8 protein-coding genes are annotated in these 17,088 nt (G+C 39.0%); all 8 read left to right on the top strand.

Annotated elements, in window-relative coordinates:
- Positions 1–21: 21 nt before the first annotated feature.
- Complete coding sequence (locus P7V56_RS00965; RefSeq protein ID WP_240976571.1) at positions 22–2,652, top strand: TonB-dependent receptor domain-containing protein; 2,631 nt, start codon at positions 22–24, stop codon at positions 2,650–2,652.
- A gap of 112 nt (positions 2,653–2,764) precedes the next feature.
- Complete coding sequence (locus tag P7V56_RS00960) at positions 2,765–3,115, top strand: glutaredoxin family protein (RefSeq protein WP_171221537.1); 351 nt, start codon at positions 2,765–2,767, stop codon at positions 3,113–3,115.
- A 3-nt stretch (positions 3,116–3,118) separates the two neighbouring features.
- Entirely contained in the window at positions 3,119–4,501 is a 1,383-nt protein-coding gene (locus P7V56_RS00955) for an MFS transporter (RefSeq protein ID WP_171221538.1), read from the top strand.
- Positions 4,494–5,669 carry a glucosidase family protein gene (locus P7V56_RS00950; protein ID WP_171221539.1) on the top strand — a complete coding sequence of 392 codons (1,176 nt, stop codon included), beginning with the start codon at positions 4,494–4,496 and terminating at the stop codon, positions 5,667–5,669. Before P7V56_RS00955 ends, P7V56_RS00950 begins: the two co-directional genes overlap by 8 nt.
- A gap of 1 nt (position 5,670) precedes the next feature.
- Entirely contained in the window at positions 5,671–6,600 is a 930-nt protein-coding gene (locus tag P7V56_RS00945; RefSeq protein ID WP_171221540.1) for a carbohydrate kinase family protein, read from the top strand.
- A 155-nt stretch (positions 6,601–6,755) separates the two neighbouring features.
- Positions 6,756–9,047, top strand: a complete 2,292-nt coding sequence (locus tag P7V56_RS00940) for an NADP-dependent malic enzyme (protein ID WP_171221541.1) — start codon at positions 6,756–6,758, stop codon at positions 9,045–9,047.
- A gap of 82 nt (positions 9,048–9,129) precedes the next feature.
- Complete coding sequence (ruvA, locus tag P7V56_RS00935; protein ID WP_171221542.1) at positions 9,130–9,711, top strand: Holliday junction branch migration protein RuvA; 582 nt, start codon at positions 9,130–9,132, stop codon at positions 9,709–9,711.
- Between the two features lie 39 nt (positions 9,712–9,750).
- Positions 9,751–17,037, top strand: a complete 7,287-nt coding sequence (gene sov, locus P7V56_RS00930) for a T9SS outer membrane translocon Sov/SprA (protein ID WP_370529622.1) — start codon at positions 9,751–9,753, stop codon at positions 17,035–17,037.
- Positions 17,038–17,088 lie beyond the last annotated feature (51 nt).

Genomic DNA, 17,088 nt, shown 5'->3' with positions numbered 1-17,088 from the left:
TACTAATCAAACAAATTACAAATGATGAAAAAAAGTACTTTATTTTTGAAGAAGATGTTGTTTTTAGTGGCTTTGCTACTATTCAACCTTTCTTTTTCACAAAGCAGTAGCTTGTCAGGAAAAGTTACCGATGCCAAAGGAGAAGCCGTAGTAGGTGCCAACGTGGTATTGAGTAGCGGTTCCAAATCAGCGTCAACCAATGCCGAAGGAATGTATTCCTTTTCGGGATTGACCGATGGTTCGGTTACAGTAACGGTTTCTTACATTGGCTTTGCTACTGAAAAGAAAACCGTGGATGTAAAAGGAAACACCACTATGGATTTCCAACTACAAGATGATTCTAAAGTATTAGAAGAAGTAGTGGTGACCGGTGTGGTTAATCCAAGAGCCAAAATCAAATCAAGTGTTTCCATCACTACTCTAGATGTGAAACAAGTAGAACAATCGGCGCCAAGATCAACAGCCGAAATCTTCAGAACCATTCCGGGGATTCGCTCTGAGTCTTCCGGTGGAGAAGGGAATGCCAACATCTCAGTTCGCGGGGTGCCAATTTCTTCTGGGGGTTCTAAATATTTACAAATTCAAGAAGACGGCTTACCGGTATTATTATACGGTGATATCGCTTTTGCTACAGCAGATATCTTTACCAGATTTGATAGAAATATTGCCAAAATCGAAGCCATTCGTGGAGGCTCTGCTTCTACCTTGTCGTCTAATTCTCCGGGTGGTATCATCAACTTTATCAGCAAAACCGGTAAAACCGAAGGCGGAAGTATGGTAACCAGTTTTGGTTTAGATTACAGCGATTTCAGAACTGATATTGAGTATGGTGCTCGTATCGGAGACGGTTTATATTTCCACGCCGGTGGTTTTTACAGAACCGGTGAAGGGGTTAGAAGTCCGGGCTTCACAGCCAACAACGGGGGACAATTTAAAATGAACATTACTAAAGAATTCGACAACGGTTCAGTTACAGTATATGCTAAATTTTTAAACGACAGAGCAGCGGCTTACATGCCGATGCCAATTAAAGTAACCGGTAGCAATGCCAGCCCGAATTGGAGCAGCATCAGCGGATACGACGCTACTTCAGGAACACAACAGTCACCTTACTTAATGCACAATGTTGGGTTAGACGGCGACGGAAGTTTAAGAAGAGGCAATGTAGCCGATGGAATGCACCCGGTTTCTAAAACCATCGGGGCTTCAGTTAACTTCGAATTAGCCGAGGGTTGGAAAGTTACCAATAACGGTCGATTCTCTTCAAATAGCGGACAATTCATCACGCCATTCCCGGCCGAAGTAGCTTCTGCAGCCACTATTGCTAACTCTTTCGGTGCTGGGTCAACATTGACTTATGCCAATGACGGAACTGCTTTCAACACACCAAATGGTTTAGTGTCAAGAATTCACATGTTTGATGTGGAGTTAAACAATTTCAACAACTTCATGAACGATTTAAGAATTACTAAGAAATTTGATAAAGTTGGGGTAACTGCCGGTTATTTCAAATCGATTCAAAATATCTCAATGTCATGGTTGTGGAACTCTTACTTACAAGAAGTATCGGATAACAATCCGAGATTAATCAATGTAACTGATGCAGGAGGAAATTTACTTTCTACTAACGGATTATACGCTTACGGTGTTCCGGCATGGGGTAACTGTTGTACCAGAAACTATGATACACAATATAATGTTTCTGCACCCTACGCTAACGTGTCTTTTGAGGCTACCGATAAATTGTCGTTAGAAGGAGGAATCCGTTTTGACATGGGACAAGTGAATGGTTCATTTGCTGGTTCTTCACAAACGACTTATGACATCAATAATGACAACGTAATTTCTGCACCGGAAACCAGCGTGTCTGCTATCAATACCGCTAATACTACCGCTGTTGATTACGATTACGATTATGTGTCTTATTCATTAGGAGCTAATTATTTAATCGATGCACGTCAGTCAGTATTCGCTCGTTACAGTAAAGGAGCTTCCGCTAAAGCTGATAGAATTTTATTCTCAGGCTTAGATTATTTGGACGGAGACAAAATCAACTCTTTGGATTATTTAGCGCAAGCGGAATTAGGATACAAAAGAAAATTCGACAAAGGATATGTTTACGCAACATTCTTTAGCTCAACCACTACGGAAGAAGGCGGATTTGAAGCTACTTCTAACAGTATCATCGAAAACGATTACCGTTCGATGGGTCTTGAGTTAGAGTCTTCTTACAATGTAAACAATGATTTGAACTTACGTGGTGGATTTACCTATACTAAAGCTGAAGTTACTTCGGGAGCTAATGACGGTAACGAACCAAGAAGACAACCAAAAATGATGTACAACTTCATCCCAACTTATAAATTCGGAAAAGCCAACAATACTTTTGGATTAAGTTTCATCGGTCAAACCAAAGCGTATGCTCAAGACAACAACGAATTGGTGATGAACGGATTTGTAATCGTAAACGGATTTGTTGAAGTAGGCATCACCAAAGGTTTATCTTTAAACATTGCCGGAAACAATTTATTCAACACTTTGGCCATTACAGAAGCTGAAGAAGGAAGCATAACTGCCAATACCACTAATATCGTTAGAGCAAGACCTTTGCCGGGAAGATCACTTTCTATGGCCTTGTCTTACAAGTTCTAAGCAACCTATTTCATGTTTAATTTGAGTAATTCCTATACCATAGTTTTATGGTATGGGAATTATTTTTAACCAAAGAATTTCTACCTTTAGTAGATTCTTAAAAGTTGTTCCAATGAAAAAGTCAGTCGCTCTTTTGTTCTTTTTGATGTTTTTTGTGAGCAATGGGATATCGGCACAGGAAAGTAAAACCATCATTACAAAATCTGAAAAAACAGTAATGATTGTTTACGGCAGTGACGAATGCCATCATTGTACCGATACCAAAAAATACCTCAAAGAAAACCACATCGAATTCGTTTTCTATGACATCGATAAAAATCAGGAAGCGTTAAAAGAAATGTTGGTCAAACTCAAAAAAGCCAACATCAGTACCAATAACTTGTCAATTCCTGTTATTGATAAACAAGGGGTGATTTTTACCAACAATATTCCGTTTGAAGAATTCCTCAAGAAATTAAATTAGATGATGAGCAAAAAAATAAACCTAAGCTTTTGGCAAATTTGGAACATGAATTTTGGTTTCTTCGGAATCCAATTCAGTTTTGGTTTGCAACAAAGTAACATGAGCGCCATTTATAAATATTTGGGTGCCGATGAAGGAAGTTTACCCATGCTATGGCTTGCCGGCCCAATTACAGGATTGATTGTTCAGCCTATAGTCGGAGCGATAAGTGACGGAACATGGTCTCCCAAATTCGGACGCAGAAAACCCTTTTTCTTAATTGGTGCTTTGCTTTCTAGTATTGCTTTATTATTGATGCCTTATTCGAATACGCTTTTTATGGCGGCCAGCTTACTTTGGATTTTAGATGCTGCCAATAATGTAGCGATGGAACCTTACCGTGCGTTTGTTGCGGATAAATTAAATGACAAACAAATGTCACTAGGTTTCTTAATGCAAAGTTTCTTCACCGGTTTCGGAATCACTTTGGCCAATTTTACGCCTGCCATTTTAGTTTCACTAGGCTTTTTAGCCATCACTGATAAAATGGAAAACGGTATTCCAACCTATACTTATTGGGCCTTTTTTATCGGTGCTTTTGCATCCATTTCCTCCGTGTTATTATCGGTCATGACCACCAAAGAATACCCGCCAACGGAAGAAGAATTGGCGTTAATCCAAGAAAAGAAAAAAGAAAATATTTTTAAAACGGTATTGAATGACATAACAGAAGCCTTCAGAACCATGCCGCTGACGATGAAGCAACTCATACCGGTAAAGTTTTTTACTTGGTATGCCATGTTTTGTTATTGGCAATATATCACGTCTTCGTTGTCACTTTCCTTATTTGGTACAACCGATCAAGCTTCAGCGGAGTTTTCCAAAGCGCAATTATTAACCGGTAGTCTCAACGGAACGTACAATATTATCTGCTTTATGGTCGCCTTTTTATTGGTGCCATTAGCTTTAAAAATTGGGGCCAAAGGGGTTCATTTTATGGCTTTAACTTTGGGTGGAATCGGATTGTTGTCTATTCCGTTGCTCAATAATACCGATGTTTTGTTTGTGATGCACAATCCTTTCGGCGATAACATTCCGGTAACCACTATTTTTCTGTATTCCTTCGGATTAGGGATTTCTTGGGCGTCAACCATGGCCATGCCTTACCAATTGTTAGCCGGTTCGATTCCCAAAGAGAAAACCGGAGTTTACATGGGTATTTTTAATATGTTTATTGTAATTCCAATGGCTATTCAAATCTTAACCATGCAATATTTTGTATATGATTGGTTAGGTAATAATCCAATGAATGTTATAAAATTAGCAGGGTTATTTTTAATCATAGCCGGTGTTTTGACACTCTTCATTACAGTCAAAAATAAAAACCAAATTGTACAAAGTGAATAATATCGCCTACCATAAAGCTGTTGATTTGTTATACGATGTTGCCTCGCCTCATGGTTTTTTGGCCAGTGCCGAAAATACGACCAATTACAAAAGGGTTTGGGCGCGAGACGGCGTGATTTGTGGTTTGGCGGCTTTGGCTTCGGGTGATGAAAAATTGATTGCAACTTTTAAAAGCACTCTAGATACTTTGGCTAAACACCAACATCCCATTGGTACAATTCCTTCCAATGTTTTAATGACTGATGGGAAAAGCGAAGTGAGTTATGGAGGTTTGGCCGGAAGAGTGGATGCGGTAACTTGGTTCATTATTGGGGTTTGTCAATATGCTTATTACAAATGCGATGCTGCTTTCGTATCCCAATACCATTCCGAAATCGAAAAGGGTTTCGGACTTTTAGACGCTTGGGAATTCAATAACAAACACTTAGTTTATGTGCCGCTTTCGGGAAATTGGGCCGATGAATACATCACCGATGGTTATGTTTTATACGATCAATTGTTACGTGTTTGGGCTTTAAAATGCTATAATTATTTTGCCAAAAGCGAAGCTATCAACCAAAAGATTGAAAGGATAATTGCTCAAATAGAAATCAATTTCATGCCCGATACCAAAGGAGAGAAATACCACGAACGAGCGTACCATGAAATCAATTTTCAAGATTATATGCCATGCTCGTTCTCTCCGTCGGGTTATAAAACACAGTTTGATGCTTTTGCCAATTCCTTGGTAGTTTTGTTAAACATAGGTTCAGTAGAATTTCAAAATAAGATTTTAAATTATGCCGATAGTTTAGCTTCACAAACCAAGTTGGGTTTATTGCCGGCTTTTTGGCCACCCATTTTTGATACAGATGAACATTGGCATTTGCTTAAAAACAATTGCAAATACGAGTTTCGAAATTATCCTTACGAATTTCACAACGCGGGCAGTTGGCCCATGGTAAATGGCTTTTATGGTTTAGCTTCGGTAAGTAAAGGAGAAAAGAACAAAACAGCAGTCATTTTAGAAAAAATAAACGAAGCCAATGCCTATAAAGATTTTTCGTTTTATGAAAACTTCAATACCCAAACTACAGCACCTAATGGAGTTTCGTTTTGTGCTTGGAGTGCTGCAGCAACGGTTTTAGTACACCAATCATTACATCATAATTTTAAATTTTTAGTTTAAATTGAAAACCATAGATATCATAAGTATAGGCGAAGTGTTGATAGATTTTATCGGTCATGAAGTCAATACATCCATTAACAGAACCAAAGATTACCACCGCTTTTTAGGTGGTTCACCCACCAATGTCGCGGTAAATGCCTCACGTTTGGGATTAAATGCCGTTCTCGTGGCTTCTTGCGGTCAAGATGGTTTGGGCGATTATGTCATCCGAAAATTGAAAGCCAATCATGTGAATACGAATCATATCGGAAAATCGGAAACGGTTCCGACATCCGTAATTTTTGTCTCAAAATCAACTGAGACGCCCGATTTTATTCCGTACCGTCAAGCTGATTGTGAAATTTTCGAGAGTCAATTACCCGATAACATCATAGCCGAAGCCAAAATATTTCACACCACTTGTTTCGCTTTAAGTAAAAACCCGGCAAGACAAACCATTTTAAATCGGGCCCAAAAAGCCAAAGCCTTAGGATTACAACTTAGCATCGATATCAATTTCTCAGAGCGCATTTGGCCCGACCGAGAAGAAGCTAAAAGTGTGCTCAGGGAATATTTGGCCAACGATCCGCTAGTAAAATTGAGCGAAGACGATTGTTACCGCCTTTTCGCCGCCGTAAAATCGGAAGAGTTTATTTTTGATTATTTCCACAGTTTAGGTGCTTCGACCATTTGTTTGACCAAAGGGAAAAACGGGGTAGTAGTTTCAGATATAAAGCAAGGCTTGTTTTTTCAAAAAGCCATTCCTATCGAAGAAGTCAAGGACACTACCGGCGCAGGGGATGCATTCTGGACCGGATTTTTATATGCCCAATTGCATCATAAAAATATTGAAGAAACCATAACAGTAGCTCAAAAATTAGCGGCGATTAAACTCCAAAATGTAGGTCGATTGCCCGATAATATCAATATCAAGGAATTGATTCAAGAATAATTACCAACCACAAATTTAGTTAGTTAAATTGAGAAAAGGCCGTATCGTAACAGTGCGGCTTTTACTTTTTTAGATTGTTCAAAAAGAAATGGTCAAAAATTTCCTTTTTACACTGATACTTTTACCTTTGTAAGTCAGAACAAAACTAACCTATAATGAACAAATACAGCAAGCGACGAGAAGCACTTTTGTACCATGCCAAACCTACGCCCGGTAAAATTCAAGTAGTGCCTACCAAAAAATACGCAACACAAAGAGATTTGTCCTTGGCTTATTCTCCCGGTGTGGCCGAACCTTGTTTGGAAATTGCAAAAGACGTTAACAATGTATATAAATATACTGCTAAAGGAAATTTAGTAGCCGTAATCAGTAACGGTACCGCTGTTTTAGGTTTAGGTGATATTGGTCCGGAGGCTTCAAAACCGGTCATGGAAGGCAAAGCGTTGCTCTTTAAAATCTTCGCAGGTATAGATGTTTTTGATATTGAAGTCGGGACCAAAGATATAGACGCTTTTATCGAAACCGTAAAAAATATTGCCCCAACTTTCGGAGGGATTAACTTGGAAGACATCAAAGCACCCGAATCTTTTGAAATTGAAAGACGCTTGGTCGAAGAATTAAATATTCCGGTAATGCACGATGACCAACACGGAACGGCCATCATCTCCTCGGCAGCTTTGTTAAATGCGTTAGAGTTGGCCAAAAAGAAAACCACCGATGTCAAAATTGTGGTTTCCGGTGCCGGTTCTGCGGCTTTGGCTTGTGCTAATTTGTATATTTTATTGGGCGTTAAACCCGAAAATATCATCATGTTCGACAAAGACGGTGTGCTTTCACCGGAAAGAACCGATTTGTCAGATTTACAAAAAAGATACACTCATGGTCAAGCCGGAACCACTTTAGCACAAGCTTTGGTTGGGGCCGATGTTTTTTTAGGCTTATCCGCCGGAAATATCATGTCGCCGGAAATGCTTTTAGGGATGGCCAAAAACCCAATTGTTTTTGCCATGGCCAATCCGATTCCGGAAATTGACTATGACCTAGCGGTCAAAACCCGTAAAGACATCATTATGGCTACCGGACGTTCGGATCATCCTAATCAGGTGAATAACGTTTTGGGCTTTCCTTATATCTTCCGCGGTGCTTTAGATGTTCGTGCGACCAAAATTAATGAAGAAATGAAAATGGCAGCGGTACACGCATTGGCCGAATTGGCCAAAGAACCTGTGCCCGAGCAGGTGAATATCGCCTATGGCGAAACCCGTTTGAACTTTGGGAAAGAGTATATTATTCCAAAACCATTCGACCCAAGATTAATTACACAAGTTGCGCCGGCAGTGGCGAGAGCCGCCATGAATTCGGGTGTGGCTTTAAATCCGATTACCGATTGGGATAAATATGAAGAAGAGTTATTAGAGCGTTTAGGGTCCGATAATAAAATGGTTCGTTTATTAACCAATAGAGCTAAAACCGATCCAAAACGAGTAGTTTTTGCCGAAGCCGATCATTTAGATGTATTAAAAGCGGCCCAAATTGCTTACGAAGAAGGCATAGCTCATCCTATTTTGTTAGGAAACAAAGAATTGATTTTAGAGTTAAAAGAAGAATTGGGTTTTGATGCTGATGTGCCTATTTTTGATCCAAAAACCAAGGAAGAAGACAAGCGCCGAATGAAGTATGCCGATATTTATTGGAAGTCGAGACAACGCCGAGGCATTTCTTTGTTGGATGCTCAAAAATGGATGAGAGAGCGCAATTATTTTGCGGCAATGATGGTTAATGAAGGCGATGCTGATGCCATGGTTTCAGGTTATTCAAGAAGTTATCCTTCTACGGTGAAACCTTTGATGCAATTGATTGGTAAAGCACCCGGAATTACTTTGATTGCGACCACCAATATGATGATGACCAATCGCGGACCGATGTTTTTATCGGATACAGCGATAAACCCAAATCCAACCGCGGATGAATTGGCCAAAATTGCTTTGATGACCGCCAAAACAGTTCGCATGTTTGGGATGGAACCGGTTATTGCCATGGTTTCGTTTTCTAATTTTGGTTCTTCTTCACACGAAAGTGCTACCAAAGTAAGAGAAGCCGTTGCCTATCTGCATAAATACTATCCGGATTTAATTGTTGACGGTGAAATCCAAACCGATTTTGCTTTAAATCCCGAAATGCTCAAAAACAAATTCCCTTTCTCTAAATTGGCCGGTAAAAAAGTGAACACTTTGGTTTTCCCTAATTTGGAAGCGGCTAATATCAATTACAAATTGTTGAAAGAACTCTACAAAGTAGATTCTGTAGGGCCGATTATGTTGGGAATGGAGAAAGCAGTTCATATTTTTCAATTGGGCGCCAGCGTAGAAGAAATGGTAAATATGGTAGCGGTTTCGGTGGTTGACGCTCAGGAAAAAGAGAAGAGAAAAAAAATGACAGCCAAATAGTTTTTGTAATATTGTTCAGATATTGCAAAGAGATGATGTCAGTTGAAGAATTTTGCTATATTTGGAATAGATTTCAATTAAAATGATTGCACATATTCAAGGAAAACTGGTAGAAAAAACACCAACAGAAGTTGTGATTGACTGCAATGGTGTAGGCTATCATATCAATATTTCTCTTCATACGTTTTCTTTGCTTCCTAATACCGACTTTATTAAGCTTTTCACTTATCTCCAAATAAAAGAAGATGCCCATTCGCTATTTGGTTTTGTCGAAAAATCCGAGAGAGAATTATTTAAGTTGCTGTTATCCGTGTCAGGAATAGGCGCGAGTATTGCCCGAACCATGTTATCTTCTTTAGAGCCTAAGCAAATTATCCACGCCATAGGAAGCGCAGATGTGGGAACCATTCAATCCATCAAAGGTATTGGGAATAAAACGGCTCAAAGGGTGATCTTGGATTTGAAAGAAAAAGTGTTAAAAATCTACGACTTAGACGAAATATCCGGAGCACAACACAATATTAACAGAGAAGAATCGTTATCTGCTTTGGAGGTTTTGGGTTATGTTAGGAAAAATGCCGAAAAAGTGGTGGATAAAATCATCAAAGAAAACGCTGAAGCCACCGTTGAAACAATAATTAAACAAGCATTAAAAAATTTATAATTCTTGGAAACAATATACGCTACGAAATCATTCTTTAACTTGAAAAAAATCCTTTTGGGAGTGATTTTGCTTATGGGAGCAACCGGATTTTCTCAAGTTACTCCAACGCCAACTACACCACAAGACAGCACAGGATATTCAACCGGAAGACTTGAAATTAAAAATCCAAACAGTATCGTAAACGCTTATAAATATGACCCGGTGACCAATCGGTATATTTACACCAGTACTTTTGAAGGTTTTAATATCAATTATCCACTCATTTTAACCCCAAAAGAATATCAAGAATTAGTCCTTCGCGAATCCATGCGAGAGTATTTCAAGAAAAAATCAGACGCCATCGACGGTAAAAAAGACGGCAGTGAAGCCGATAAAAAAGATTTATTACCAAGATATTATGTGAATTCAGGGTTTTTTGAAACTATTTTCGGTGGAAATACCATCGACGTAAAACCAACCGGTTCTGTCGAAATGGACCTGGGTGTACGTTATACCAAACAAGACAATCCGGCTTTTTCGCCCAGAAACAGAGCACAAACTACCTTCGATTTCGACCAAAGAATCAGCATGAGTTTGATGGGAAAAGTGGGTACGCGTTTGAATGTAAATGCGAATTACGATACCGAATCGACTTTTGCTTTTCAAAACCTAATCAAATTAGAATACACCCCAACCGAAGACGATATCATTCAGAAAATTGAAGTCGGAAACGTGAGTATGCCGCTGACCAATTCATTAATTCGCGGTGCTCAGAGTTTATTTGGGGTCAAAGCCCAATTGCAATTTGGTAAAACCACTGTAACCGGAGTTTTTTCGGAACAAAAATCACAAACCAAATCGGTTATGGCACAAGGTGGCGGAACCATTCAGGATTTTGAAATCTTCGGATTGGATTATGATTCAGACAGGCACTTTTTCTTGTCGCAATATTTTAGAAATAAGTATGATGAAGCGCTTCAAAATTATCCGTTAATCAGTAGCCGAGTTCAAATTACTCGAATAGAAGTATGGGTAACCAACAGACAAAATCGCGTTAGTACCACAAACAATAACTTAAGAAATATCATTGCGCTTCAGGATTTAGGAGAATCCAGATTGAGCGGTTTTACCGATGACAAAATTGTAGCCGTTGAGCAAAACGAAATTGATAACAACAACTTCTTTTTGAATACAGCTATTGATGCACCTTCAGACAATAAAAACAACAAGTACGACCCGGGATTGATTGTAACCGGTGGTGGTATTCTTAATACGAATATTCGCGACATTGTGACTTCTTCCGAAGGGTTTACTTATGCACCGGTAATTTCGCCAACACCCGAATCTATTGCTGATGAAGGAACCGATTATTCTAAGTTGGAGAATGCCAGAAAATTAGCGCCCAACGAATTTACTTTTCACCCTCAATTGGGTTACATTTCCTTGCAACAACGCTTGGCCAATGACGAGGTTTTAGCAGTGGCTTACCAATATACCATTGGAGATGACGTATACCAAGTAGGAGAATTTGGTACAGACGGAGTTGATGCCACCATAGTCGATGAAACAGACCCGGCCAATCAAACCGTTTCTTCTCAAAGTTTGATTTTAAAAATGTTGAAAAGTAATTTGACCAACGTTCAAAAACCGGTTTGGAACTTGATGATGAAAAACATCTACCAAATTCCCGGAGCTTTTCAATTAGAGCAAGAAGATTTCAGACTGAATATCTTGTATACCGATCCTTCTCCAATCAATTACATTACGCCGGTTCCCGGAACTACTTTTCCTTCAACGACTGACCCTAATATGTTAGTGGCAGAAACGCCGTTGTTAAAAGTCTTCAATATAGACCGACTCAATTACAACAATGATCCGCAAGCCGGAGGTGACGGATTTTTTGATTTTATGCCGGGACTGACTGTTGACCAACAAAACGGACGAATTATCTTTACCACTGTAGAGCCTTTCGGAAAATTGATTTTTGACAAATTAAAAACACCCGGATCCGCCGAAAATTATTATGGCGATCAAAATAGTTCTATTGACTATAATCCGAACCAACAGAAATATGTTTTCAGAAGTATGTACTCAAGTACCCAAGCCGGTGCTTTACAAGATGCAGCTAAGAATAAATTCCAATTAAAAGGAAGATTCAAATCAGCGGGAGGTGATGGTATTCCTATCGGTGCATATAACGTTCCGAGAGGTTCGGTAGTAGTTACTGCGGGCGGAAGAGTTTTACAAGAAGGTATAGATTACAGTGTGAATTACCAAGCCGGTAGAGTTCAAATTTTAGATCCTTCACTACAAGCATCAAATACTCCTATTCAGGTTTCTGTTGAAAATAATGCGACTTTTGGCCAACAAACCAGAAGATTTATGGGGATCAATGTTGAACATAAGTTTTCTGAGAAGTTTTTGGTTGGGGGTACTTTTATTAAAATGACCGAAAGACCATTTACCCAAAAATCAAATTATGGTCAGGAATCTGTTAACAATACTATTTTTGGATTCAATGCCAATTATTCAACAGAGATTCCTTTTTTGACCCGATTGGCCAATAAGTTGCCAAACGTTGATACGGATGTTCCATCCAATTTATCGGTAAGAGGTGAAATCGCCTTTTTACAACCCAATACTCCAAAAGCCGATCAGTTTCAAGGAGAAGCTACTGTTTATGTAGATGATTTTGAAGGCTCTCAGACGACCATTGATATGCGTTCACCTTTGTCGTGGACTTTATCCAGTGTACCGAAATGGCAATCGGGTGTTCAATATCCTGATTTTGGAGCAACGTCAGCGGATTTGGAATATGGATTTAAAAGAGCCAAATTAAATTGGTACACCATTGATCCGACCATTTATGTTCAAACACCCGGTGATATAGGTCAGGACGGAATTTCTTTAAACAGTACCCGAAGAATTTTTAACAGAGAATTATTCCCTAATGAAGAACTCAGTGTAGGTCAAACGACTGTGATTAATACTTTAGATTTAACTTATTACCCACAAGAAAGAGGACCTTATAATTTCAATCCTGAAGCATTGAGTCCGTCAGGTTTTTTAAACCCTGAAAATAATTTTGGGGGTATTACTCGCGCCATAAATTCAACCAATTTTGAGCAAAGCAATGTAGAATACATTCAGTTTTGGGTGATGGATCCATATTACGATCCGGCCAATCCTACAGCTGTTCCGAGCAATACCAACGTGGGTCAAGTTTATTTTAACTTAGGGGAAATATCAGAAGATATATTGAAAGATGAACGCAAGCAGTATGAAAATGGTTTGCCATCCAACGCTACTTCTACGGCATTGACCAGCCCGACAGTTTGGGGTAGAGTTCCTTCTTCACAATCTCTTATTTATGCTTTTGATGTAGATGGTGCCAATAGAGCTGCTCAAGATGTTGGTTTTGACGGGATCAATGATGATGCGGAAAGAAACTTGGATGATATTGGCGGTTATGCAGCCTTGTCGGATCCGGCAGCAGATAATTACCAATACTTTTTAAGCGCACCGGGAACTAGTGTTCAGGAGCGTTACAGGGATTACAATGGTATTGAAGGAAATTCACCGGTGAGTGTTTCGGATACCAACAGAGGTTCAACCACAATTCCGGATGTAGAAGACATCAACCGTGACAACACCATGAATACGGTGAATGCTTATTATGAGTATAAAATTGATATTCAACCCAATATGGTAGTGGGGCAAAATTTCATAACCGATGTAAGAGAAACAGAAATTACTGATTTGCCCAATGGTACAACCACCAGTGCTCGTTGGTACCAATTCAAAATTCCGGTGACACAGCCCGAGAATGTAATTGGTAGTATTTCCGATTTCCGTTCAATCCGATTTATGAGAATGTTTATGACCGGATTTACCGGACCTATAACACTTCGTTTTGGAGCTTTGGATTTAGTGCGTGGGGAATGGAGAAGATATGACCAATCATTCCAACCAACAGATAGTGAACCGGATGACGACAATACTAATTTTGACGTTTTGGCTGTAAATATTCAGGAAAATGCACAACGACTCCCAATTCCTTATGTGTTACCTCCGGGTGTCGTAAGGGAAGAAGTAAATAATAACAATCAAGTAATCAGTCAGAATGAGCAATCATTATCGTTAAGAGCCTCAGGTGACGGATTGGAAGTTGGCGATTCCAGAGCGGTGTTTAAAAATGTACAAGTTGATATGCGTCAGTTCAATAAATTGAGAATGTTTTTGCACGCAGAAGCATTGCCAACAGACGCATCGCCGCTTCAAGACGGACAAATGGCTGCTTTTATCAGATTCGGGAATGACTTTACCAATAACTACTATCAAGTAGAAATTCCGTTGAAGGTTACAGTTCCTTCAGCAGGTTCATCGGATCCCGAATTAATCTGGCCGGAAGAAAACGAAATCAATTTAGCGATGTCTTTATTGACCAAGATGAAAGTACAAGCGTTGAGTTTTGATTTTACCTCTTTACCACCTTCAGCCGATGGAGTGTATTATCCGGATGATAATACTACCGATGGTGACGGTGATGATATTTTAAGATTAGGAATCAAAGGAAATCCAAATTTTGGTTTGGTCAGAACCTTAATGGTTGGGATTAAAAATAATCATACAGACAGGGTTAGAGGAGAAGTTTGGTTCAATGAATTGCGCATAGCCGATATGAACAATGAAGGTGGTATGGCTGCAGTTTTAAATGTGGATTCAAATATGGCAGACTTCGCCACTGTTTCTGCTACCGGTAGAATGAGTACCATAGGTTTCGGAGCTTTAGAGGAAGGACCAAACGAAAGAAGCAGAGAAGATGTACAACAGTATAATATTGTAACCAATTTTAGTTTGGGTAAATTATTACCTAAAAAGTGGGGCATCAATTTGCCTTTCAACTATGCTGTTGGAGAGGAAACCATTACGCCTGAATATGATCCTTTCAACCAAGATATCAGATTAGAACAGTTAATCAACAATACTACTAACGCCGCAGAAAGAGACAATATCAGAAACCGTGCGATTGATTACACCAAAAGAACAAGTATTAACTTTATCGGGGTTAAAAAAGAACGCGCTCCTGAGCAAAAACCACGCATTTATGATCCGGAAAATTTAACGCTTTCTTATTCATACAACGAAGTGGAGAAACACAATTATGAAATTGAAAACTTTATCGACCAACAAGTTAGTACCTCGGTTGATTATACTTATGCCTTCAAACCTAAAACGATTGAACCGTTTAAGAAAAGCAAGTTTTTGAAAAAAAGTGAGTATTGGAAAATGTTGAGTGATTTTAATTTCAACTATCTTCCGGCTAGTATTTCATTCAGTTCCAATATTATAAGACAATACAACAGACAGCAATTCAGACAAGTGGATGTGGAAGGAATTCCGTTAGATCCATTGTTCAGAAGAAACTATATGTTTAATTACCAATATGGTTTTAATTACAATATTACCAAAGCTTTAAAAGTAAACTTCACAGCCGCCTCACACAATATTGTTCGCTCTTATTTAAATGAAGACAATGTGCCGGATAACAGTTATACTATTTGGACCGATTTTTGGAACATCGGTACGCCAAATCAACACAACCAACAGATTGTAGTAAATTATGATCTTCCCATCAATAAACTACCTTTCTTGTCTTTTGTGAAATCCACTTATTCTTATACCGGTGATTACAGTTGGCAACGCTCTTCTTTAGCTTTGGCTTCAGTAAGCTTAGATGGAGTTGACTATAATTTAGGAAATACCATTCAGAATTCAGGGTCACACCGATTGAATACTGCTTTCAATATGGAAACTTTCTATAAGTATATCGGCTTGGGTAAAAAACCGGCTACTGCACCTGCAAGACCTGCTGCTATTCCTAAACCGGGAGAAAAAATCACCAATACCAAAGCACAACCTGCCGGTAATACCAATGTCTTTTTAGACGGATTGAAAGGCGTGCTGACCAGCATCAAGAATGTTCAGATTAACTACACCCGAAATGAAGGAACTATGCTTCCGGGATTCTTACCGAGTTTAGGTTTCTTTGGTTCGGCTAAACCGAGTTTAGGATTCGTCTTTGGAGCTCAAGATGACATTCGTTTTGAAGCGGCCAAAAGAGGTTGGTTAACCACCTATCCCGATTTCAACCAAAATTACACACAAGTAATCACCAAAACCCTAGAAATGACGGCTAATGTGGATTTGTTTCCGGATTTCAAAATCGATTTAACCGCCAACAGAACTTATGCTGAAAACTTCTCCGAACAATATGATGTAGATCCGAATACCGGTTTGTACAATCCTCGTTCCCCGTACAGTTTTGGTAATTTCTCCATCTCAACTATGATGATTGCTACCTCATTCAGTAAAAGTGACGAAAACGGTTCGGCTACGTTTGATGAGTTCAGAAATAACCGTTTGATTATTGCCGACAGATTAGCGGCACAACATTATGGTGGCTTACCGATTCCAAGATATGGTGATGCAATTCCGTTGCCTTCAGATCCTAATTACGATTTTTATGTAGCCAATGCGGATTATCCGATAGGTTTCGGGAAAAATAACCAGGCAGTATTGGTCCCTGCATTTTTAGCGGCTTATACCGGTGCTTCGGCCGATGGTGTCTCTTTGGGAGCATTCCGTAACGTTCCTATTCCAAACTGGAATGTTAAGTACAGCGGATTAATGCGTTATAAATTCTTTAAAGATACTTTCAAACGTTTCTCAATCCAACATGCTTACCGAGCATCTTATACCATAAATTCTTTCCGTTCTAATTTTGATTACAGCGCTACTAATAATGGTCAAGATAATGGCGGAATTGGTAACTTCTACAACAAAACCATTATTGCCAACATCAACTTGGTAGAACAATTCAATCCGTTGGTGCGACTTGATTTTGAAATGAAAAACTCTTTCAAGATTTTGGCGGAAATGAAAAAAGACAGAAGTTTATCAATGAGTTTTGATAACAATTTGTTGACTGAAGTGCAAGGACACGAATACATTCTTGGTTTGGGATACCGATTTAAAGATGTGATTTTCTCTTCTCAATTGGCCGATGACCCATCCGGTATCATCAAAAGTGATATCAATGTAAAAATTGACTTCTCTTATAGAAATAACAAAACCATAGTGCGTTATTTAGATTATGACAATAACCAATTAGGTGGTGGACAAAATATTTGGTCAGCCAAGTTAACTGCCGATTATTCGTTTAGCAAAAACCTGACAGCCATTTTCTTCTATGACCATTCATTCTCTAAACCGGTGATTTCAACGTCGTTCCCGTTAACGAATATCAGAACCGGATTTACTATGCGTTATAATTTTGGAAATTAATAAAGTTTTGAGTCAAAGATTTTAATAATCTCTGTAGAAATTATACTTTTG

It is taken from the genome of Flavobacterium sp. IMCC34852 (assembly GCF_030643905.1).
Classification (GTDB): domain Bacteria; phylum Bacteroidota; class Bacteroidia; order Flavobacteriales; family Flavobacteriaceae; genus Flavobacterium; species Flavobacterium rivulicola.
This window is presented reverse-complemented; position numbering and strand designations above follow the sequence as displayed.

What these genes read in the sequence shown, in the direction of transcription:
- P7V56_RS00965 (WP_240976571.1), top strand. Translation starts at nt 22, where the DNA reads ATGATGAAAAAAAGTACTTTATTTTTGAAGAAGATGTTGTTTTTAGTG.
- P7V56_RS00960 (WP_171221537.1), top strand. Translation starts at nt 2,765, where the DNA reads ATGAAAAAGTCAGTCGCTCTTTTGTTCTTTTTGATGTTTTTTGTGAGC.
- P7V56_RS00955 (WP_171221538.1), top strand. Translation starts at nt 3,119, where the DNA reads ATGAGCAAAAAAATAAACCTAAGCTTTTGGCAAATTTGGAACATGAAT.
- P7V56_RS00940 (WP_171221541.1), top strand. Translation starts at nt 6,756, where the DNA reads ATGAACAAATACAGCAAGCGACGAGAAGCACTTTTGTACCATGCCAAA.
- ruvA (WP_171221542.1), top strand. Translation starts at nt 9,130, where the DNA reads ATGATTGCACATATTCAAGGAAAACTGGTAGAAAAAACACCAACAGAA.